Raw genomic sequence first — 21822 nt, 5'->3', positions numbered from 1 at the left:
CATATGCAAACCACAGGAAATTTGGGCTTAAAAAAGCCAGAGGGAACAGATATCGTTGATATTGCCGATTTGAACGGGAATATGGACATTTTGGACAATGCCGTTAATGGCAAGGTCGATAAAGTAACAGGCAAACAGCTATCTACGAACGACTACACCGCAGCTGAGAAAACGAAGCTGGGGGGGATTGCAACGGGAGCGAATAATTATACTCACCCAGTTACCCACCCACCAGCTATTATTGCTCAAGACGCGAGTAATCGGTTTGTTACTGACACAGAAAAGACAGCATGGAATGCGAAAGAGACTCCGGCTGGCGCTCAGGCAAAGGCGGATGCAGCTGTCGCAGCAGCAAAAGCAGACTACATTCGTCAACCGGGATATGCAGCCACTAGCGGTACGGCTGCAGCCTATATCGCAGTTCTTACTCCAGCACCTACGACCACACCGGATGGATTTGGTATTACTATCGTCCCTCATGTAACCAATGGGGCAAACCCTACATTAAGTGTTAACGGCCTTGCAGCAGCGCCTCTTAAAGATCAAAAAGGTGTAGCTTATGCAGCTGGCAAGCTCATCGCTGGCAAGCCTTATGCGTTCCGTCGTGTGGGTACGGATTTTTTGGCAGATAGCGCGGGTGGCTCTGGTAATGCGGTAGCAGGAGATATTCGCGCAGGAAAAACGGCGGCAACAGATGTAGGGGATATTACAGGTACACTCCAGGTTCAAACTGGTGGTACGGTTACTCCAGGGGCAACGGCTGTTGTTAAGCCAGCCGGGATTTATGATACAGCTATTACTGTTGCTGGGGTAAATGTTCCGGCTGCAAAGGTTCTTAGTGATACGACAATAGCTGGAACTAAGGGGACTATCCCAATAGCTAATCCTGTAGTCAGTTCCCATTGGGCTGCCAATCAGGTTTCTTACGGAGCGTACTCAGGTGATGGTATTCCGTATTTGTATCTTCAAGCTCCGAATGGTCACTTTCTAAATGGTGTTAATTGGGTTAGATATCGTGAGCCTAATTTTAACTCCGCATATTTCAGATCAGATGTAAGTATGTTTGGTGTGCAAGGCACTCTGCCAGTTATCACCTCGGGTGGGGACCCAGCGCAGGGGGTTGGCCTATGGCCAGATGGAGCATTAGCAGTTTATCCGAGTGAGGGATATCGTAAAGGTGGATCGGGAGCCGGGGAGATTAAGGTTAGTCCAGTACAGTTGCAATCAGTGACTCCTTTGCAACCGGGAAACATCCGAGCCGGGGTGATGATTTTTGGAGTAACGGGCAATTTACAGCCGGGCCCTCCATATTTTGAAAAAACAACGCAGAATCCATATGGAACAGATAGGTTTGACGTTGGTTTTGCACCGAGATTAGTCTATGTTGTGATAAATTCATCCGGTCGAGGTAATAACTCCGCATATTCATCAATAGACACGGGCTGGGGATTGACGCATAATTACGGCAGTAATGCGATGATTAGCAGTATAGAGGTATCCGGCAACAGTGTGAGCGTAGCGGGGTTTGAAACTCTTAACAGTTGGACGATAAGAGTATATGGGTAAATGAAATGAATGATATTATGCGAATTTTTAATTATTTATGGTATGACATGCCACATTATCAGCAGAAATAGGGGTGAAATTGCATTGACTAAATCACAAAGTGGGAGCTAACAAACCACCAGAATTAAGCGAAGTCGAGCAACTCCGTGCTGAAAATACTACTTTGCAAGACAGGCTTCAAGATGTCGAAGTCATTATGGCTGAATTACTCAGCATATAAACCCAAAGGGAGGTGAGTTGTAATCATGACAATGAATTCATTAACAGCCGCCAAAATTCGGTTGATGGCTAATGCCTGCATCACTCGTTTTGATCGTGAGGAGGGTCCGATAGAGAATATCATTTCTTCCTATAACATGCAGCCGGATAATGAAACTTTGGTTAAGGATCAGATTATCGAGAAACGATCAGATATTCATTTTGCTGAAAACGATTCGACTGAGCAAGCTTCATCAGCCAAATAATTAGCACGCATCCACACAGGAGCGTGTTTTTTTGTGCCCTCGGTGGTGCCGGGGGCTATTACGCATTAACATCATTACAGAAAGGAGCGGACGAATGGGCGAAGGGGATATTGCGCAATTGGAGAAGCTGCTGCCGCTGGCAGATAAGTATGGGCTGGCTTATATCGTTGCTTTCATTTTGATGATCGTGCTGATGGTGTTATTGCGTGCGATTGTCAAAGGGAACCTTGTACCGCGAGAAATGCTGGATCGGGCAGAGGAGGATCGGGATCGTCTGCAAGCGATTTTGGATAAGGAGCGCTCGGAGTTTATGCAGCCCACACTGGACGTCTTAAAGAAACTGAAGATTGACCATACGGAAGACAGGGGGAGTTAGGAATGCTGTCACAATGGATTCGGCGGCTGCTTCTCCCCCGGCATGTTGATAAAGAGATGGAGCTCCGCAGAGCCTCTACCAGCGTTACACTGACCATAAGTCATTATAAAAATGTCTCGCAGGAAATTCAGGAGGAGATTGATCGCAACCGGTTCGCCAAATATTTAGTTTATGATCGAGGGGATCATGATGCACATGATTGATTTTTTATTATTGGTGCTATATGGCACTACTACGGCCTGCGGAATATACATTATTCATTGCCACAGGCAATATTTTTACGAAAGATTTCATAAAGGTGTGGTCAGCGTTTTTATGCTGGCTATGCTTTTTTTCTTATTGGCTTATACATTCAATATGCTTATCGTTCTACTATTCCGTTTGGCAGAATTACTAGGAGTGGACATGGCAACATGGCTGACTTGGCTTCATTATAGCTGGGCTATTGCCCAATTCGGTACAACTGGTGGAATTATCATATTAGCGATACTGACACGTTCCGGGAAATACGACCAATTTATTTATCTGAAAAAGATAGACAGAAAAGAGGAACATCATGCTGACATTAACTCAGGTGAAAAATAAATCAGCCCAACGCCTAACAGGCCTACATCCCGTAGTCCGTTCCGCTGCTACTGCTCTAATCGAACGCTGTTACAAACTCAACATCCCCATTCTCATTACGCAGGGACTTCGCACAATTGCCGAGCAGGATGCTCTATATGCACAAGGCCGCACCAAGCCCGGAGCGATTGTAACCAATGCGCGAGGCGGGTATAGCTATCACAATTTTGGATTGGCCGTAGATTTTGTTCTTTTGCTGCCGAATGGATCGAGTGTGTCATGGGATATGTGCCGGGACGGCAATAACAACCAGATCGCAGATTGGCAGGAGGTTGTGAAGGAGGCAAAAGGGCTGGGCTTCGAGTGGGGTGGCGACTGGACAAGCTTCAAGGATTACCCCCATTTTCAAATGGCGTTTGGGTTAACACTCACACAGTTACGAGCAGGGACAAAGCCCTCAACATCTGCGGTGGAGTCAGCGTATAAGGTCATCAATCGGAAGGAGGAGGAAGAATTGAAGAGTGATGTTATTGCTGTCGTAAAGGTTAACGGGGTTAAGGTTGCAGATGGAGTGCTTGAAAAAGGCATCACCTACGTCCCTGTACGTGTTATTGCAGAAGCGCTGGGTGCTCAGGTAGGTTATGATTCTGCGACTCGAACGGTTGAGATTATAAGTAGCCACTAAGGAGGGAAAAGGATGGAAAATGGAACAATTTTAGATGATGTTATGGCATTCGCCTCTATATTAGCAGTATTCGTACTGGCACTGGTTCAGTTGGTCAAAAATAGTATCAACATCCCGCGTAATGCAGTCCCGATTATCGGACTATTGATAGGTTTGTTCATCGGCGTAGTAGCGTATCCTTTTACCGAACTAGATTTAGTGCTTCGCCTTTGGGCTGGGGGTCTTGCAGGTTTATCTGCGACGGGGTTGTTTGAGCTAGCTTTTAAGGATCGCCCGGGCACGACGAAAGGGTAAGTGGATAATAGGTACGAATTATAAAAAGGGCTGTTCCAAAAAGTCTGAAAAAGACCTAAGGAAGAGCCCCATTGTTTTTCTCATGATATTACATAAATAAGTCTCAGAATGAAAGCGTGCTGCCGGGTTGTAAAGAATATAGTCCTGTGAAACCTTCTCCTTTTAATATAGAAGCTACTTGGTCGATATGTGGTTTGGGAGCATGGACGAGCACTGTCCGGTGGCTGGGAATCGTTTGGAGCATTTTGCGAATGTCCGGCAAGCCTTGATGGACTTTATAGCGGATAAGTGAGACTGTACAGCGTACGCTGCTAGATTCTCCGATCATAGCTTGCTTAACAAGACGATGTCCAAAGCTTCCCGCCGCTAAATGTCCCGTAAAAATCACATGGTTGTCAGGAGAAACAGAGAGCTGGTGAAAGTATTCTTGCGCTTTTGCCGACTGCATCATCCCGTCATTGGTGAATACGATAGCTCCCTTAAGATTCAACATTGCCTTCGCGCGTTCGTCCGAATTAGATACAACACACAAGTTTTTTCTGTTAAAAAGCGCATTTACGCGCTGAATAGCGTCCTCTTTCAGCCATTCCACCTTGTCGCTTAATGCTCGTAAAGGAGCGACGAGTGCTTCTTCAACGATCAATTGATGATCTGGAAAACATTCATTTGCCCATACGATCAATTCCTGGCTTCTGCCATGGATAGGCACGGGAAGGAGAACAGAACCCCCTTTTTGCAAGGTGTTGTGGATGGCTATCTCTAATTGCTGTAATTTTACAAGCTGCTCATCAGGATCTGCCCCATAAGCGGCATCGATAATGGACAGATCAGCCACATTTTTAGCTTCGGCTTCCATAATTGCTGGTGTGTCTGCCGTGAGCAGCTGCGATTCCTCCGAATAATCCCCCGAGAAAAATACAGTCTTGCCCTCCCATTCTAGGGCCAACCAAACCGAACCTGCTAAATGCCCGCTACGTCCCCATTGAACTCGAAGGTTAGGCGCAAGCGTCAGCCAAGTGTGAGGGGAGACATACTCCTCTAAATACATGAATTGAATAGCTTTTTTATCCGTTTCCTCATAGGGGAGCGGGGCGGATTGAGCCGCCACATATTTATCCCAGGCCTCGAAATAATCAGGAAGCTGTAATGAGGTAGATCTAGTAGTCCATACCTTACCTCTGTATCCGTGTTTATAAAGTAAGGGCAGCGCTATGGAATGATCCTCATGCGCATGAGACAGAAATACTGCCTGCAAATGTGGAATAATATCCGTATCAAGTAGGGGGTATTCACCGGGGCCTTCTTTTTTTACGCCACAATCGAGCAGGATGCCATTTCGTGAATCCTTGCCCTGCAAAAGATAGGAGGAACGGCCATGCTCTCCGGCCCCTCCCCAAATCGTTAGTGTGCTCATTGTTGTCTCCGCTTTCTATCTGGGCTTAAATATTCTAAGACTAATAGTAGTATGGTGGTGATACCTACTGAAATTACAGCCATGGCCATCCCCATCGCTACCGCACCTTGTTCAAACTGGGCGAAAATATATGTTGCCGAGGTCTGCATTGAAGGCGGAAGAATGAGTAATGAGGCTACCAGTTCCCGATTGGAAATGGTGAAGGTCATCATCCAGCCAGCCACCATCCCCGGAAGGATGAGGGGAAGCAGGATACGGCGGAACACATACAGCTTACTACCTCCGAATACTTGTCCCGCTTGCATCAGAGAGGAATCGATTTGCCCATAGCTTGCTTTTACATACTGAACAGTATAAGGAAGGAAAAGTACGACATAAGTCAGTACAACCATCCAGTAGGTATTATAGAGCGGGATAGGCATCCAGCGGGCATTCCACAGCAGAATTAGCCCTACTACAATTACAATTCCAGGGACTGTATTAGGAAGCAAGCTGAATAAATCTGTAATTTTCTGCTTGAATGTAGCCCCTTTTCCTACCGTTAAGGCAAACCAAGTCCCGAGAATAACAGCGATACTGGAAGCAACGATAGCTAATGTGAAGCTATTTAATAAGGCCTCTAGTCCTTGCGAACCCGGGGATAACAGCTCTGCATAATGTTTTAAGGTTAGATTGCTCCAGGATACACCTTCTCCCCGAAGCTTCAATAATGAGGCTGTTATGATAGAGAAATAAGGAATGCCGATGGATGCCAGAAGCATTAGAAGAACATAACCCCAGCTAAGAAACCCTACGATTCCTGTACTCTTATAACGTTTAGTACGAGTTCCTTTTCCACCGATCAGACGGTAAGAGTAGCGGCTGCTAATTATAGTTTGGATGTACCACATGACAAGACAAACTCCGAGCAGCAAGGAGGCTAGTGAAGTAGCCTTACCAAAATCAATCGGCCAACTGGAGATATATTTATGGATCTCAGAGGTCAGCACGTAAAAGCCGATCCTGCGGCCAAAGGTCGCAGGGGTACCGAATTCAGCAATGGTTTTGACGAAGATGAGCAGTGCTCCAAGCCCATAGCTAGAGAGCAGTAAAGGAATAATCACTCTTTTAAATCTGTAAAAGAAGGGGGCGCCGTGAACCGAGGCTGCTTCCTCCAGATTGCCCCCGATCTGCAAAAGCGCATTGCGCAGCAGCAAATACAAGAAAGGGAACAGATGAAGGCTCATGATCAGCACCATACCCCCATAACTAAAGAAATACGGTGTCAACACGGAGGAGGAGGGAAGAAACTGCTCCATATACCCACCCGTCTGCATAAACAACATCCAGCCCATAGAACCAATGTAAGGCGGCGTCATAAATGGAATTAACAGCACGACATCCAGCCAGTTGTGGCGCCCTAAGTCGGTTTTTGCCATAATCCAGGCTAGAGGCAGCGCAAACAACGTAGTTAGCAGAATAACGCTTACCCCAAGCCCGATAGAATTCAGCAGCACCTCTACTAGGTCATTGCTCGCCATAATGGTTCGTAGTGGTGCGGCTATGTCAAGATGCCCCTCTGGATAAATACTGGTCCAGAAAATGAGCAGGAGTGGCAGCAGCACGAGCACGGTTAGTATAAATAAAGCCAGTCCACCGCTCACCCATTTAAATGAGCGCAAAGAGTTAGTATTCATTACGCTTATTTAAAAATTTGTGTGAAGGTCGAGGAAACTTCATCGCTGTGCTCATTCATCCATTCCCAATTCACATCAAATGTTTTGATTTCTTCAAGATTGGCACGATTTTCTGCCTTCACGTCAGTTCTGCCTGGCAGCAAATAGGCTTTGGCAACAAGGGCTTGCGCTTCATCGGAGAGAAGGTAGTCGATAAAAGCCTTGGCGTTATCTACATTCGGGCTTGTCTTAATGATCGCAGCTGGGCGGGGGCTGATCACTGTTCCTTCAGCAGGATAGACGATATCTACAGGTTCTCCGTCAGCTTTTGCTTTATAAGCCATGTAATCTACGCCAGCAGCAACGACGGATTTAGCACCGGTAATCACCGGATCAAGTGCCTCTTGATTGGCGCCTGCCATAGCTACTTCATTGCTTTTATATTGTTTAAAAAGATCCCAGCCACTGTCCCCCTTAGCACTTAAATACCCAGTCATGAAATCAAGAGCCGAGCCGGAAAGTGAAGGATCGGGGATATTGACTGCACCCTTCCATTCCGCTTTGCTGAGGTCATCCCAGGAGGTCGGCGGTGAGCTTACTTTTTTGGTATTGTAGACAATACCGAGTGCGGATGCACTGTAACTGAAATAGTTACCTTCATCTATATCTGACCAATCGCTAACCAGCTTGTCTGCATTAATCGCTTCTTTATATGGAAGTAATAATCCGTCGTTTTTCATTCCTTGCATGGACGGAAGAGAGGCGAGGACAACAACATCAACGACCGGATTGGATTTTTCTGCTTCCATGCGGGCAAGTATTTTTCCTGTAGTGCCTTGGAACATTTCAACCTTAACGCCAGTTTTGGCTTCAAAGCCGTCTTTGATTTTATTAGCTAAGCCTTCAGGGCCTGCACTGTAAACGACAAGATTGCCGCTTAGTGTCTTTTCTGTTGGTTGTGGGGCTTCAGTTTGCGTCGCCGCCGCAGTATCGGTTTGGTTGTTGCTTGCGTTAGCCGCAGGGGTGTTCGAGGAGCCGCAGCCCATTAAAGTAATACCAAGTGCAGTTGTTAGAAGAAGTGAACTTAACCCTTTTGTCTTTTTCATTTGATTCAATGTAATTGCCTCCCTAATATTGTTGTGTGCATCTTGCTGCATGGAACAGCATCATATAGAGCCATTCCATGCAGTGGACGCTTAATTCAGATGATGGATTTGGTGCTCTGAAGCGTACAGCTGAATCTTTTCCCCTACAGGTAGGCGCCGATCATGATAAGCGGTCCAAGTCCCATTGTGCTCCATGTCCAGAATGATCTCATAGCGATCCCCCATATAACTCACATGCTGAATAGTCCCTGTAAAAGGAAGAGAGGAAGCATTCTCCTGAGACCAGCGTAAATGTTCTGGACGCAGCATCTGTTTATCCGGAACGATCCAGTTGGATTTACCAATAAAGTGGGCTACAAAAGGATGACTCGGTTTACGATAAATGTCCTCAGGAGATCCACTTTGTAAAATAGTACCACCTTGCATTACAACTACTTCATCTGACATAGACATCGCTTCGGTTTGATCATGCGTCACATACAGGGCTGTAATGCCCATGTTTTTCACCAAGGAGATTAACTCCAGCCTCATTTCATCTCGCAAGACCGCATCCAGCGCACTTAATGGTTCATCGAATAATACAAGCTGAGGGCGCATGACTACGGCTCTGGCAAAAGCAACCCGCTGCTGTTGTCCACCGGACAGCTGATGTGGAAAACGCAGCTCCAACCCCTCCAGCTTGACCGATCGAAGCGCCTCCTGTACCCGAACCCGTAAATTCTTTTTTTGTTTGGAAGCTCGAAGTCCGAAGGCTACATTCTCGAACACAGTCAGATGCGGCCAGAGGGCGAAATCTTGAAAAACCATGCCAAAGTTACGGCGATGAATGGGGTGGCTAATTCTTTTGCTGCCTGAAAAAATAAACTCATCATCGATCAGAATTTCTCCTGCATCCGGTGTTTCCAGCCCAGCAATCAGACGGAGTAGTGTCGTCTTTCCACAACCTGAAGGACCGAGTAATGTCGTAAAGCTTCCAGCGGGAATCTTCAGATCTGCAGCTTTCAAGGCATGCACATCTCCGAATTTCTTTTCCAATCTGTGGATTGTAATTTCCTTCATTCTATCTACCTGCCTGTTCTTAAGCTTGTTCTTAGTGTAAAGGTAAAGAATTCCCGCTATATTTGCTGAATGTAACTGTGATATTAACTTTTTTGCCGATTTATTTTAACATTCATAGAATTCTTCTATGTTACCGTTTAGGAAAAGGCGAGGGAGTGGAAGAGAATGAACCTTAATCTAATGAAGCTGGAAATTGTAGAACTGCTGAATAAACATAAAAAAATTACCACGGTAGCAGATAAACTCGGACTAAAGCAGCCCACCGTTACGTATCATTTGAAGAATTTAGAGCAGCAATTGGGGGAGAAGTTATTTGAATCCAGAATGGATAAAATGATTCTTACGGAGAGTGGCAAAGCTTTTCTTCATTATGCGATCAAAATCAATGCGCTTGCTGCGGAAGCGGAGCGGGTGGTAAAAGAGTTCAGTCAGGCAGGTCGGGGGACACTGAAAATTGGCGCCAGTTATGTTCCAGCTACTTATATTCTTCCACAAATATTGGGGCAGTTTGGCGAACAGCATCCGGGGATTACCATTTCTTTATCGGTTAAGCCTTCACCGGTGATCAAAGAAATGCTTGCCAGTCATGAGATTGATCTTGGTATTTTGTCTACGGAATCTTTTTATCTGCCTGATCTGCATACTCAAGCCTTATGTGAGGATGAGCTTGTCCTTGTTTTTGCACCTACACATGATTTTGCCGGATTTTCTAATTTAAACTCAGCGATGATTGCTTCAGCGAGCTTTATTTTACATGACAAGGAATCAAGCACACGCCAGTTGACGGATAAATGGTTTGAACGAGAGGGAAAAGAATCAAAACCGCATATTTTGCTCGATTCACTGGAGGCAATTAAGCAATCGCTCATGAGTGGACAACATGTTTCATTTATTTCACGCCTTGCTGTGGAGGACGAGGTAGCCAGAGGAAGATTGCTAATGCGAGCCATTCCGGATTATAATTTTGAAAGACATATTTATTATTCGTATAACCGTGATCGCCATTATTCTCCTTTAATTGGACTGTTCATTGATCAGCTCCGCACAATCCGAATATAAGCATACATAGAGAATATACGATAGAGCCATTATATATATGAAAGAATACATAAAATATAAGGACTGTATAAATTCAGAAATTGGTGTATAATCTTAGGTGCTGTGTCGCTTTACAGCACAAAAAAGTTGCAGATTTTCAAACGGTTTTATTGTATGATATGAGGAAGCTTTAATAGACGATATTTAGACAGACAAACTTAACACATTGATCCGGAAGAGAATGGGGGGAGCAGCATGACCGAACTTACGACTACCGTCAGCAAAAGCAACTCTAACAATCTGCTGCGACGGGACGTACGGTTCTTGGGGAACATTTTAGGAGAGGTCTTGGTTCACCAAGGCGGTAACGAACTGCTAGAGATCGTGGAGAAGATCCGCGAGACCAGTAAATCGCTACGCTCACTATTTTTACCTGAACTGCATAGTGAATTTAAGGAGTTAATCAATTCTTTGGATCCGGAGAACCGTCATCAGGTAATAAGAGCGTTCGCCATTTATTTTCAATTGGTGAATATTGCCGAACAGAACCACCGGATTCGCCGTAAACGTGACTATGAACGTTCAGCTGGGGAGACAGTACAACCCGGTTCTATAGAAAGCGCTATTCAAGAGCTTCGTGAACGTGATTTCTCTCATGAGGAAGTCAACGAGATTATTGAAGGATTGTCTCTGGAACTTGTAATGACGGCACATCCAACGGAAGCTATGCGCCGTGCGATTCTCGATATTCATAAACGGATATCCGATGATGTTATGGGTCTTGATAACCCTACCTTAACTTTCCGTGAACGTGAACAGCTTCGCGAGAAGTTATTGAATGAAGTGATTACGCTTTGGCAAACGGATGAGCTGCGTGACCGCAAGCCTACAGTACTCGATGAAGTGCGTAATGGAATGTATTATTTCCATGAGACGATTTTCCATGTATTGCCCGACGTGTATCAAGAGCTTGAACGCTGTCTGAGCAAATATTATCCAGGACAGAATTGGCATGTGCCAACCTACTTGCGTTTTGGATCATGGATTGGCGGAGACCGTGATGGTAACCCATCGGTAACCTCAACAGTCACTGCGCAGACTTTACGCATGCAGCGTAAGCTGGCCATTCGTGAATATCAGCGTATTATGCGTGAACTCATGAAATATCTAAGCTTTAGCACAAGTATTGTTAAAGTGACGCCTGAGCTCGTAGAATCCATCGAAGCTGATCGTCAGATCATTAACCTAGGCAAGATGGAAGAATGGCGCAATGACAATGAACCTTACCGTATTAAACTTAGCTACATGATCTCTAAGACACAAAATGTTTTGGATGATGAGAAAAAAGATACTCCTGAGCGTTATGCTACACCTGAGGAGTTCATAGATGATTTAAATGTCATTGACCGCAGTCTACGGCATCACTACGCCGACTATGTGGCCGATACTTATATTAAAAAGCTAATCCGCCAAGTGGAGCTGTTCGGATTCCATACGGCAACTCTTGACGTGCGTCAACACAGTCAAGAACATGAGAATGCCATGACAGAAATTTTGGCGAAGATGAACATTTCGCCGGATTACTCTAAATTGACGGAGATTGAGAAGATTGATCTGCTGGAGAAATTGCTGAATGATCCACGTCCGTTGACCTCTTCTTACCAGACGTATACTGAAAGTACAGAGGAGTGTCTGGCTGTTTACCGGACGATTTTCGCATCGCAGGAAGAGTACGGCAAACAATGTATCACCAGTTATCTGATCAGTATGGCTGAAGCTGCGAGTGACATTCTGGAGGTTATGGTCTTCGCCAAAGAGGTAGGACTATTCCGCAAGGATAACGACGGTACAGTTGTATGTACCCTGCAAGCTGTGCCACTTTTTGAAACGATTGATGACTTGCATGAAGCACCGCAAATTATGAACACACTGCTCAATATGCCGATCTACCGTGATGCGGTAAGAGCAATGAATGATTTGCAGGAAATCATGCTTGGATATTCAGATAGTAATAAAGATGGCGGCGTGGTTACTGCTAACTGGGAACTGCGTGTTGCCCTAAAAGAAATTACAGCGACAGCGGATAAGTTCGGAATCAAGCTGAAGTTCTTCCATGGTCGTGGTGGAGCGCTCGGCCGCGGGGGTATGCCACTTAACCGCAGTATTCTTGCTCAGCCTGCTTCGACAATTGGCGGCGGGATTAAGATTACCGAGCAGGGAGAAGTAATCTCCTCCCGTTACTCCATGCAAGGGATTGCTTACCGCAGTCTGGAGCAAGCGACATCTGCGCTTGTAACAGCAGCAATTAGTGCGAGAGTGCCACAAGCGGATCTTTATGAAGAGAAATGGGAAGAGATTGTTGCCCGTATTTCTGAGGTCTCGCTGAACAAGTATCAGGATTTGATCTTCCGTGATCCGGATTTCCTGACTTATTTCAAAGAATCAACACCTCTGCCTGAGGTTGGAGAGCTTAATATCGGTTCCCGTCCTTCCAAACGGAAGAACAGCGACCGTTTTGAAGATTTGCGTGCAATTCCTTGGGTATTTGCATGGACACAAAGCCGTTATTTGCTCCCAGCCTGGTACGCTGCTGGAACCGGACTGCAGAGTTTCTATGAGGGTAAGGAAGAGAATCTGAAGATAATGCAACATATGTATGAGAACTTCTCATTCTTTACTACACTGATAGATACGCTGCAAATGGCTATTTCAAAAGCGGACTTGATCATTGCTAAGGAATACGCCAGCATGGGCAAGAACGAGGAAGCACGTCAACGGATCTTTGGCCAGATTGAAGATGAATTTAATCTGACTTCTGAGCTAATCCTGAAGATTACAGGCCAGCAGGATATTCTGGATAACGTTCCTGTGATTCAAGAGTCGATCAGACTCCGCAATCCATACGTTGATCCGCTTAGCTACCTGCAGGTTCAATTGCTATCTGAGCTTAGAGCGCTCCGTGAAATTGATGGAGATGATAGCGAGCTGCTTCGCGAAGTATTGCTTACCATCAACGGCATTGCCGCCGGTCTTCGGAATACCGGCTGATATAGTCTTAACAACAAAAAGTCCGCCCTATTTGGGGCGGACTTTTTTTGCCTAATACAAGTTGTTGTGATCATAAACTGTATATTGCTGCTGTGAACATTACTTGTTCCTAAATATTGGAGAGTCATACCCGATAGTTCTTTATTGCCCTACCCAAGTAACCGAGTTGTAAACGTAGGTAAATAACGTGGCACTTATTACTTCGGTGATGGAGCAGCGTAGAGAATATTTGGAACTGTAGGAGCGCCAGCGTTCGCCTTTATCCTCAGATTTCGACCGCTATATGCGGTTTCTAATCAGGAAATCAGAGGATAACAGCGACCGAAAGTCCAAATATTTCTCGGAGCTGCACTTAATCGCCTATACCAACTTGTCCAGTTTTTAACTCAGTTTACATAGAAGGTTACAATACAATCCTTGATTTTTACACAAACTTGAATTACGATTTAATTGCTTGTACCGTGGATATTTGCGAAGAAATACCAAGGGCGGCAAGTCTGGGGGAGTTAACAGGTGGAGAATTTGGAAGGCAGATTGACAAAGCTCGCCTTGAAGGGCGACCAAAGGGCATTTGCCGAGCTTGTGGAACTATATAAAGACAAAATATATCATCTAGCTTACAGGATGTTGAACAATCGCCATGAGGCGGAGGATATTGTTCAGGAGACCTTTTTGCGTGTGTATAGGAATTTGGATCGTTATGATGATAAACAGAAGTTCTCCACATGGATTTACCGGATTGGAACGAACCTCTGTATTGATAGATTGCGTAAACGAAAACCAACCTATTCGCTGGATGCTGAAATGAACGATCAGGAGGGCCTTGATGGCTATTCATTGATTCCAAGCGACAATGTGACACCTGAGACCGAACTATTGCTCTCTGAGACGCAGGGACTAATCTATGAAGCGATTGACAGTCTGCCTGTGAAATACAGGTCGGTGATGATTCTGAGATACCTGCAGGATCTGTCCCTTCAGGAGATTAGTGATGTCCTGGATATGCCCGTGACCACGATTAAGACGCGTGTACATCGAGGCCGTGAATTTTTGCGTAAAAAATTAGGCCCAAAAATGTAAAAATAGATTTTATTTATGAAACATCTTTTCGAGAGCGACGTATGTAAGTTAAGCAAGTCTTATGTGTCCTGACCCTTTGTCTTAGGATAATTAAATAGCACTCATGAAAGGATTGGCTCCTATGGAATGCAAACTGGCCGTCTCTATGATGCATGACTACTTGGATGACGACTTGCCCGAACAGCAGCAGAGGGAATTGAAGGAGCATCTTCTATCCTGTCCAGATTGCCGTGCAAAGTTTAAAGAATTGGAACAGACAGATATGTTGATGTTCTCCCTAATGCATCAGAATCCTGTAGCTTCAGATGATCTTGTGAGCCGGATAATGAGTTCATTGCCAAAGACTAAGAAAGAAAAAGCCTTTATTACCTGGATCAAGAGACACCCTGCACTTACAGCGGCATCTCTATTCCTTGTCGTTATGCTGATGAGCACCGTAACTTTTTGGAGTCCAGACCGACAACTTGTAGTTAGAGGTGTTGATTTGGATCAAGTGGTCATCAAAGGGGATACTGTAATTGTACCTTCCGGCAAAATAATTACCGGGGACCTTACCATAGAGAACGGTAAAGCACAGGTATATGGAGAAGTGAACGGCAACGTGACAGTCATTGACGGATCTCTATATCAGGCTTCAACAGCTCATATTTCTGGGCAAGTCAAAAGCATAGACCAGGCAGTAAGCTGGTTCTGGTATAAAGTGACGAACATGTTCTCTGAAGTTGCCTACCGTTAATGCGGGCAGTGGTTACCTTGAGCAGGAATATTAATTAGCGCCTCTTTTTCCGGAAAGATGGCGCTTTTTTGTTTCCTTAAATTGGGTGGTTTCGGAAAGGATTGAGGGACTAAACTTGCAACTGAAGCCCGAACGTTATAACCTAGATATGATACAGAGCTAACAGACATTTTACATAAACCCAGCTAATTTGAAATGACGGGGGTTTTAGGCAATGAGTTATTTTACTGAGCTAACATGGAAAGATTCCATTAAAGATATAATTGATATCCTAATCGTCAGTTACATTATTTATAAAGTGCTTAATATGGTACGCGGGACGCGGGCGATTCAGCTTTTAAAAGGGATACTGGTTCTGGTCTTGATTTGGGCGGTAAGCACAATCTTGGACTTGTATACACTTAAATGGCTAATGAATCAAATGTTTACTTTCGGGGTCTTAGCTGTCTTTATCATTTTTCAGCCGGAACTACGAAGGGGACTGGAGCAGCTTGGACGGGGCAGATTTTTCGGACGGGCTGGAGAAAGTGACGAAGAGATCAGTAAGTTAATCGGCGAAGTGATTAAAGCCGTGAATTATTTATCTCGCAGAAAAATAGGGGCGTTAATCGTTTTTGAGCGGGAGACGGGGCTAAACGAATATACAGAGTCAGGTATACCCATGCGTTCCCTGGTCAGCTCCGAATTGCTTATTAACATCTTCATTCCCAATACACCTTTGCATGACGGAGCCCTTATTATGCAGGGAAATCAGATTGCTGCGGCTGCTTGTTACTTGCCTTTGTCCGAGAATCCTTTTATCAGCAAAGAACTGGGAACCCGGCATCGGGCTGCTATAGGAATAAGTGAGGTTGCAGACTCGGTGTCTGTCATTGTCTCGGAGGAGACAGGGCAGATTTCCCTTGCCATAAATGGCCAGATCGTTAGAGACATTAAGGAAGAATCCATGATATCGAAGCTCCATCAAGAGCTTAGTGTAAGCTCATCGCTGAAGGAGAAGGGTTCAACTTTCTGGAAACGGAAGGGGGACAAGAATCATGGATAAGTGGATGAACAATAACAATTTCAATAAGATTCTGGCCCTTGTGTTTGGGATCATTTTGTTTACGATGGTTCATGTCGATACTGCGCCTTCTGGACAGACAACAGTGGATATTAAAACAAAAACTATTGAGAATGTGAAGATTGAAGTGACCGGCCTTGACGAGGACAAATATGTCCTTGAACCCTTGGCTGTCGATAGTGTCAGTCTGGAGGTAGCGGGTAAAAATTCCGATATCTCCTTTCAGTTCTCGGATGACTATAAAGTGATGCTTGATCTGAGTAAGGTTGAACCTGGAGACACCACGTTGCCACTTTACTATAAACTACCCAAAGGTGTATCTCTGGTAAGAATGAATCCTAAAGAGGTTACTGTACATGTAGAACCGCGAAACACGAAGTCTTTTCCCATAACATTGGTTACAAAGGGAAAACCTGCAGCGGGCTATCAAATAGGCACGCCTGTCTTGCAGCCTACAGATACTGTAAAAGTGACACTTGCCGATAATGAACTAAGCAAGGTAGCCAAGATACAAGGGACTATTGAGCTTAACGGTGAGAACGAAACCTTTGTAGAAAAAAAACTGAAGCTACACGCTTATGATAATAATGGAAATGAAATTAAAAATGCTGTAATTGAACCTTCTACTGTATCTGTGGAATTGCCGATTACCTTACCTTTTAAGAGTGTGCCGCTGGAGATTGGCTTTACTGGGCAACTTCCAGATTCACTCGTATTATCCAAAGTGACCCCTGAGCAGGAAACGGTCGTAGTGTATGGACAAGCAGAGGCTTTAAAAGCTTTATCTGCTTATGAAGCTACAGTCGACCTTAGTGCAATAGATTCTGCGGGGACGAAACAAGTGAAGGTTGATCTGAAGGCACTGGCTGGAACGGAGAAAGTTATGCCAGAAGCTGTGAATGTTTCATTAACCATCTCAGAAATTGCTGAGCGGACGATTGAGGCGGTACCCATCAAGCTCCAAGGCGTGGGGGATGATTTGGAAGGAAGTATTGTTAATCCTTCAAGCAAGGAAATTGCGCTTACCTTAAAGGGTGCACCTGCTTTACTTGATCAACTTGATAAGAAAAATATAGGGGTTGTGGCTGATGTTAGCGGACTTTCAGCTGGAACTCACGAGGTTTCTTTGCGGGTATCATTACCCAAGTTCATCGCATTAGCCAATGCAGGGGTGCCACTTACTGTGACCGTGCAGCTGCTATCGCCTGCAGCACCAGTCCCTACGCCTCATCCAGATACGGGGGGTGTGACTACTCCTGAGCCGAGTTCTGAACCTGTTATAGGCGATGTGGAACCTACGGAGAAGCCCACGCATAGTGGAGAGGCTGGTGGAGCAACACCAACGCCTGTCCCGACGGATAGCAATCCGGAGAATAACGGCACAGCTAACACAAGTACGAATTCCGAGAATCCTGTAAGTACAGGTGGGACGTAATCTTTTGAGCCCAGAGGTACACCAAAATAGTATGCAATTCATATGATAGTACATTAAGCTAACGTAGCGTATTCAAAGGAGAAAAATAATGGGGAAGTATTTTGGAACTGACGGTGTGCGGGGAGTAGCAAACCGTGAATTGACTGCAGAAATGGCTTATAGTATTGGCCGTTGTGGAGGATATGTACTAGCGGGTAACTTGGATAAACCGAAGGTTGTTATCGGAATGGATACACGTATTTCCGGTCCTTTATTGGAATCCGCGCTGATAGCGGGCTTATTGTCTATTGGAGCCGATGTAATCCGTATAGGCGTAGTGAGTACCCCTGCTGTTGCTTATATTACGAGATTGTTAAAAGCAGACGCAGGCGTCATGATTTCAGCTTCTCACAATCCTGTAGAGGATAACGGCATTAAGTTCTTTGGTGGGGATGGCTTCAAGCTTACAGATGAAACTGAACTGCGCATTGAAGAGCTTATGGATGCTGAGGTAGATGAATTGCCACGTCCTATCGGTTCGGGTTTAGGTATGGTTATCGTAGATAATGATGCTAAGTATCTTTATCTGGAGTATTTGAAAACTACCATTTCTCAGGACTTTAAGGGAATCAAGGTTGTACTGGACTGTGCGCATGGCGCAGCGTATGAGCTTGCTCCAAGACTGTTCAGAGAGCTTGGCGCTGAGGTTATTTCTATCGGGGCTGAGCCAGATGGATTGAATATTAATGATGGATTTGGTTCGACACATCCAGAGACTTTGCGTGAAGAAGTCTTGCGTCATGGAGCCGATTTGGGACTTGCTTTTGACGGAGATGCTGACCGCCTGATCGCTATTGATAATAACGGTGATGAAGTCGATGGCGACTTTATCCTTTGTATTTGTGGTGATGCCATGAACCGTGCAGGTAAGCTGAAGGATAGCACGATTGTGTCAACCGTTATGAGTAACATCGGATTCTATAAAGCTACCGAGAAATTATCCCTGAATACTGCTAAGACAGCTGTAGGGGATCGTTATGTTATGGAAGAAATGCGTCGTGGGGGCTTTAATCTAGGTGGAGAACAGTCTGGACATGTTATTTTCCTGGATTACAATACAACTGGTGATGGTATTCTTACAGCTATTCAGCTGGTAGATACGCTTAAGGCTACAGGCAAACAGCTTAGCAAAGTTAAGAGTATGATGACTAAATACCCGCAGGTGCTGGTTAATGTTCGTGTACAGGATAAGACTAACTACCCTAATAACCCGGCTATAGAAGCGGCTATCGCTGAAGTGGAAGGTAAGCTAGGTGACAATGGCCGTGTGCTTGTACGTCCGTCAGGTACGGAATCTCTAATCCGCGTTATGGCAGAGGGACCAGATAAGTCAGATCTAGATCTTTATGTGAATCAAATTGTGGAAGTAGTTCAACGCGAATTGGTATAATCCATTACCTTAACTATAAGGCTGGTGCAGTGAGCGGGAGCGATTCGAACTCGTTGCACCAGTGTTATTTTATTTTAGGATTGGATCGTTTGAACTCGTTTTGTAAAATTTAGGTTGATGCGCCATTGCCAAAGTACTACAAGGTGCATATAATAGATTAAGTGTCATTCTAGAAGGAAAGCGGGGATTGTGAGGTTAGCAATAGCAAGCGCCAGAGCTTGGTCTAGCGCGGGGGAGAAGGGAAAGCTGCTTACTTGTTATGTAGGCTATGGCTTGAACGGATCACGGCAGACGTAAGCTGACGAGGTGGAGGTGTTCGAAATGTTCGGCGGGGACCTCCCGGTGATGCACCAGAGCCGTAAATGGATACGGAAAATGAAAGGGCGACCTTTCACACAACGTTTTCATGGGTGCAACAAATTATATTATTCATGTGTGCGCGCATCAGAAGGAAACACGTTATTTCTGCCACGGCAGAGGAGAAGGCTGTGCATTTCATGAACATTAGAATGTAAGTGACAGTTTATTTTGTTGATCCTAAAATACAACAGAATATTTGCTTTTTCTCAAAAACATGCCGCACGGCACGTTTCTTTCCTTATGCCGCCACATTACGATAACTCGGACGGGGGAAATTATAATGTGTGGTATTGTAGGATATATTGGTAATCAGAATTCGCAGGGGATCTTGGTTGAGGGTTTGAAGAAATTGGAATATCGTGGATATGATTCCGCTGGTATTGCTGTATTTACCCAAGAAGGACTGCAAGTAGTGAAAGCTCAAGGCCGTTTGGCGAATCTGCAGTCGAAGCTCGAAGACAGCCCGCTGGCAGGTAGCGCAGGTATCGGACACACACGCTGGGCGACTCACGGTAAACCATCCGATGAGAATTCACATCCACATACGGATAACAGCATGAAGTTCTCGGTAGTTCATAACGGTATTGTCGAAAACTATCTGGATCTGAAAGAAGAGCTGATCGCTGGCGGATGCCACTTTGTCTCTGAAACCGATACAGAAGTTATTTCACATCTGATTGCTCGCGAATATGACGGAGATATCGTGAAGGCTGTACAAAAAGCGATTACGTTCATGCGCGGTGCGTTTGCATTAGGTGTCCTGACTGAATATGAGCCAGATAAACTGGTGGCTGTGCGTCAAGCTAGCCCGCTCATTATCGGTCTTGGCGAAGGAGAAAATTTTATCGGGTCAGATATTCCGGCACTGCTTGAATATACCCGTAACGTATATATTTTGAACGACGGCGAAATGGCTGTGCTGACAAGAGATGCTGTCGAATTGATGACGATTGAAGGCAATTTTATTTCTCGGGAAATGATTACTGTCGATTGGGATGCAGTTACCGCAGAAAAAGGCGGCTACGAGCATTTCATGCTGAAAGAAATACACGAGCAACCTAAGGCTTACCGCGACACCATGCGTGGTCGTATCAATGCCGAAGGTAACAAGGTTGTATTGCCTGAACTGAACATGACTGAAGAACAAATCAAGAACATTCGTAATATTCAAGTCGTTGCTTGCGGAACGGCATACAACGCAGGTGTGGTAGGACGTACTATGATCGAATCTTTGGTTCGTATTCCAGTTGAAAATGATATCGCTTCGGAATATCGTTACCGTTCACCAATCGTGACTCCAGAAACTTTGGTTATCGTAGTCAGCCAATCCGGTGAGACTGCAGATACTTTGGCAGCTCTGCGTGAAGCGCAAGCTAACGGGGCACACGTATTGGCGATCACTAACGTAGTGGGCAGTTCTATTGCTCGGGAAGCAAACGATGTGTTGGTAACCTTGGCGGGTCCGGAAATTGCAGTAGCTTCGACCAAAGCTTACACTTCACAATTGATCGCATTTGGATTGTTTGCTCTTTACTTGGCTGAAGTTCGTGGTACACAAACCGAAGCACAAGTTACTAAGATTCTTGCAGCTATGCAATCTCTACCAGAGCAAGTAGAAGAGATCCTAGCTCAAAAAGAAGCGATCAAAGGTTATGCTGAACAAATTTCTGAGCACAAAAACTTGTTCTTCATCGGCCGCGGCGTAGACTACGCTGTTGCTCAAGAAGGATCCTTGAAGCTGAAAGAAATTTCTTATATTCACTCCGAAGCTTATGCTGCAGGTGAATTGAAACACGGTACATTGGCTCTGATCGAAGAAGGCGTTCCAGTTATTGCCCTGGCAACTCAGGAAGCTGTACTTGAGAAGACCGTCAGCAACATCAAAGAAGTGAAAGCTCGCGGCGCAGACGTGCTGGCAATCACTCACCAAGAGCATTTAACTGACCTGCTTAGATCAGTTGATCAAGTGTTCGTGATTCCTAAAACACTTCCAATGCTGACAGCAGCTTTGTCCGTAGTGCCTCTGCAATTATTGTCCTATTATGCTTCTCTTGCGCTGGGTCATGATGTGGATAAACCACGTAACTTGGCGAAGAGTGTTACTGTGGAGTAGGATTGGTGATGCTTCATTAAGCTAACTGGCAGGATAGTTTGAATATCCAATATACGGTATTATAATAATTATATCGATAGTAGTACTTTTTATATGCATCGGATACATTCAGTTCCAAAGGATGGTTCAAAACAGTCAAACAAAATCATGAAGGTATAAGCCGCTATAATGCGGCTTATACCTTATTTTGATGGAATTCACGATCAAGCTTCATTTTGCCCTTCGGGTACATCATAAGATAATCGATTTACGGGTCGGATTAACAACTTTATTAAGGTGATTTTCCATTACAAGAGGGAGGGATATTTTATCGGTCATAGGCCGGTGGAATAGTCGA

Annotated in this window: 19 protein-coding genes; 15 read left to right on the top strand and 4 right to left on the bottom strand. The window is 45.0% G+C overall.

Annotated features, from left to right (window positions below):
- Positions 1–3: 3 nt before the first annotated feature.
- The 7 genes from NST94_RS26525 (at position 4) to NST94_RS26495 (ending at position 3949) form a co-directional block, all read left to right on the top strand.
- Entirely contained in the window at positions 4–1566 is a 1563-nt protein-coding gene (locus NST94_RS26525; protein ID WP_339281462.1) for a hypothetical protein, read from the top strand.
- A 245-nt stretch (positions 1567–1811) separates the two neighbouring features.
- On the top strand, positions 1812–2030 hold the full coding sequence (locus NST94_RS26520) for a hypothetical protein (protein WP_339281461.1): 219 nt from the start codon (positions 1812–1814) through the stop codon (positions 2028–2030).
- 94 nt (positions 2031–2124) lie between these two features.
- Positions 2125–2406, top strand: a complete 282-nt coding sequence (locus NST94_RS26515) for a hypothetical protein (RefSeq protein ID WP_036681272.1) — start codon at positions 2125–2127, stop codon at positions 2404–2406.
- A gap of 2 nt (positions 2407–2408) precedes the next feature.
- Positions 2409–2609: a hypothetical protein gene (locus tag NST94_RS26510; RefSeq protein WP_036681274.1), complete on the top strand. Its 201-nt coding sequence runs from the start codon at positions 2409–2411 to the stop codon at positions 2607–2609.
- A complete protein-coding gene (locus NST94_RS26505) occupies positions 2578–2991 on the top strand; it encodes a hypothetical protein (protein WP_339281460.1) in 414 nt (137 codons plus the stop codon). The genes NST94_RS26510 and NST94_RS26505 overlap by 32 nt, the downstream gene beginning before the upstream one ends.
- Positions 2963–3655, top strand: a complete 693-nt coding sequence (locus NST94_RS26500) for a M15 family metallopeptidase (protein ID WP_339281459.1) — start codon at positions 2963–2965, stop codon at positions 3653–3655. The genes NST94_RS26505 and NST94_RS26500 overlap by 29 nt, the downstream gene beginning before the upstream one ends.
- 12 nt (positions 3656–3667) lie before the next feature.
- Complete coding sequence (locus tag NST94_RS26495; protein WP_076220613.1) at positions 3668–3949, top strand: holin; 282 nt, start codon at positions 3668–3670, stop codon at positions 3947–3949.
- Between the two features lie 103 nt (positions 3950–4052).
- On the opposite strand, the gene NST94_RS26490 is transcribed toward NST94_RS26495, so the two are convergent.
- The 4 genes from NST94_RS26490 to NST94_RS26475 all read right to left on the bottom strand — a co-directional run bounded on the left by NST94_RS26490 (position 4053) and on the right by NST94_RS26475 (position 9183).
- Entirely contained in the window at positions 4053–5363 is a 1311-nt protein-coding gene (locus NST94_RS26490; protein WP_339281458.1) for an MBL fold metallo-hydrolase, read from the bottom strand.
- On the bottom strand, positions 5360–7039 hold the full coding sequence (locus tag NST94_RS26485) for an iron ABC transporter permease (protein ID WP_076129775.1): 1680 nt from the start codon (positions 7037–7039) through the stop codon (positions 5360–5362). The genes NST94_RS26490 and NST94_RS26485 overlap by 4 nt, the downstream gene beginning before the upstream one ends.
- A 5-nt stretch (positions 7040–7044) precedes the next feature.
- Positions 7045–8124, bottom strand: coding sequence for an ABC transporter substrate-binding protein (locus tag NST94_RS26480; protein WP_038574896.1), 1080 nt, complete (start codon positions 8122–8124; stop codon positions 7045–7047).
- 90 nt (positions 8125–8214) lie between these two features.
- Positions 8215–9183: an ABC transporter ATP-binding protein gene (locus NST94_RS26475; protein ID WP_339281457.1), complete on the bottom strand. Its 969-nt coding sequence runs from the start codon at positions 9181–9183 to the stop codon at positions 8215–8217.
- A 165-nt stretch (positions 9184–9348) separates the two neighbouring features.
- Between NST94_RS26475 and NST94_RS26470 the strand changes: the two genes are divergently transcribed.
- The 8 genes from NST94_RS26470 (at position 9349) to glmS (ending at position 21485) form a co-directional block, all read left to right on the top strand.
- The gene (locus NST94_RS26470; protein WP_076129777.1) at positions 9349–10242 is read left to right on the top strand and encodes a LysR family transcriptional regulator; all 894 of its coding nucleotides are present in this window, start codon (positions 9349–9351) and stop codon (positions 10240–10242) included.
- Between the two features lie 234 nt (positions 10243–10476).
- Positions 10477–13269, top strand: a complete 2793-nt coding sequence (gene ppc / locus NST94_RS26465) for a phosphoenolpyruvate carboxylase (RefSeq protein ID WP_038573414.1) — start codon at positions 10477–10479, stop codon at positions 13267–13269.
- Between the two features lie 513 nt (positions 13270–13782).
- A complete protein-coding gene (gene sigW, locus NST94_RS26460) occupies positions 13783–14349 on the top strand; it encodes an RNA polymerase sigma factor SigW (RefSeq protein ID WP_036681288.1) in 567 nt (188 codons plus the stop codon).
- A gap of 121 nt (positions 14350–14470) precedes the next feature.
- Positions 14471–15085, top strand: a complete 615-nt coding sequence (locus NST94_RS26455) for a zf-HC2 domain-containing protein (protein WP_036681404.1) — start codon at positions 14471–14473, stop codon at positions 15083–15085.
- Positions 15086–15299: 214 nt separating this feature from the next.
- Positions 15300–16130, top strand: coding sequence for a diadenylate cyclase CdaA (gene cdaA / locus NST94_RS26450; RefSeq protein WP_036681290.1), 831 nt, complete (start codon positions 15300–15302; stop codon positions 16128–16130).
- Positions 16123–17583 (top strand): CdaR family protein, encoded by a 1461-nt coding sequence (locus NST94_RS26445; RefSeq protein ID WP_339281456.1) that lies wholly within the window; start codon positions 16123–16125, stop codon positions 17581–17583. The genes cdaA and NST94_RS26445 overlap by 8 nt, the downstream gene beginning before the upstream one ends.
- An 88-nt stretch (positions 17584–17671) precedes the next feature.
- Positions 17672–19012, top strand: a complete 1341-nt coding sequence (gene glmM, locus NST94_RS26440) for a phosphoglucosamine mutase (RefSeq protein WP_339281455.1) — start codon at positions 17672–17674, stop codon at positions 19010–19012.
- A gap of 640 nt (positions 19013–19652) precedes the next feature.
- Positions 19653–21485 (top strand): glutamine--fructose-6-phosphate transaminase (isomerizing), encoded by a 1833-nt coding sequence (gene glmS, locus NST94_RS26435; RefSeq protein ID WP_076129781.1) that lies wholly within the window; start codon positions 19653–19655, stop codon positions 21483–21485.
- The last annotated feature ends 337 nt before the right edge of the window (positions 21486–21822 follow it).

Origin of the sequence: Paenibacillus sp. FSL H8-0282 (genome assembly GCF_037963825.1) — a bacterium.
Taxonomy (GTDB): Bacteria; Bacillota; Bacilli; order Paenibacillales; family Paenibacillaceae; genus Paenibacillus_AQ; species Paenibacillus_AQ odorifer.
This window is presented reverse-complemented; position numbering and strand designations above follow the sequence as displayed.

Bases quoted from the DNA above. Each gene is read 5' to 3' on its own strand.
- NST94_RS26525 (WP_339281462.1), top strand. From the start codon at position 4: ATGCAAACCACAGGAAATTTGGGCTTAAAAAAGCCAGAGGGAACAGAT.
- NST94_RS26520 (WP_339281461.1), top strand. From the start codon at position 1,812: ATGACAATGAATTCATTAACAGCCGCCAAAATTCGGTTGATGGCTAAT.
- NST94_RS26515 (WP_036681272.1), top strand. From the start codon at position 2,125: ATGGGCGAAGGGGATATTGCGCAATTGGAGAAGCTGCTGCCGCTGGCA.
- NST94_RS26510 (WP_036681274.1), top strand. From the start codon at position 2,409: ATGCTGTCACAATGGATTCGGCGGCTGCTTCTCCCCCGGCATGTTGAT.
- NST94_RS26505 (WP_339281460.1), top strand. From the start codon at position 2,578: ATGATCGAGGGGATCATGATGCACATGATTGATTTTTTATTATTGGTG.
- NST94_RS26500 (WP_339281459.1), top strand. From the start codon at position 2,963: ATGCTGACATTAACTCAGGTGAAAAATAAATCAGCCCAACGCCTAACA.
- NST94_RS26495 (WP_076220613.1), top strand. From the start codon at position 3,668: ATGGAAAATGGAACAATTTTAGATGATGTTATGGCATTCGCCTCTATA.
- NST94_RS26490 (WP_339281458.1), bottom strand. From the start codon at position 5,363: ATGAGCACACTAACGATTTGGGGAGGGGCCGGAGAGCATGGCCGTTCC.
- NST94_RS26485 (WP_076129775.1), bottom strand. From the start codon at position 7,039: ATGAATACTAACTCTTTGCGCTCATTTAAATGGGTGAGCGGTGGACTG.
- NST94_RS26480 (WP_038574896.1), bottom strand. From the start codon at position 8,124: ATGAAAAAGACAAAAGGGTTAAGTTCACTTCTTCTAACAACTGCACTT.
- NST94_RS26475 (WP_339281457.1), bottom strand. From the start codon at position 9,183: ATGAAGGAAATTACAATCCACAGATTGGAAAAGAAATTCGGAGATGTG.
- NST94_RS26470 (WP_076129777.1), top strand. From the start codon at position 9,349: ATGAACCTTAATCTAATGAAGCTGGAAATTGTAGAACTGCTGAATAAA.
- ppc (WP_038573414.1), top strand. From the start codon at position 10,477: ATGACCGAACTTACGACTACCGTCAGCAAAAGCAACTCTAACAATCTG.
- NST94_RS26455 (WP_036681404.1), top strand. From the start codon at position 14,471: ATGGAATGCAAACTGGCCGTCTCTATGATGCATGACTACTTGGATGAC.
- cdaA (WP_036681290.1), top strand. From the start codon at position 15,300: ATGAGTTATTTTACTGAGCTAACATGGAAAGATTCCATTAAAGATATA.
- NST94_RS26445 (WP_339281456.1), top strand. From the start codon at position 16,123: ATGGATAAGTGGATGAACAATAACAATTTCAATAAGATTCTGGCCCTT.
- glmM (WP_339281455.1), top strand. From the start codon at position 17,672: ATGGGGAAGTATTTTGGAACTGACGGTGTGCGGGGAGTAGCAAACCGT.
- glmS (WP_076129781.1), top strand. From the start codon at position 19,653: ATGTGTGGTATTGTAGGATATATTGGTAATCAGAATTCGCAGGGGATC.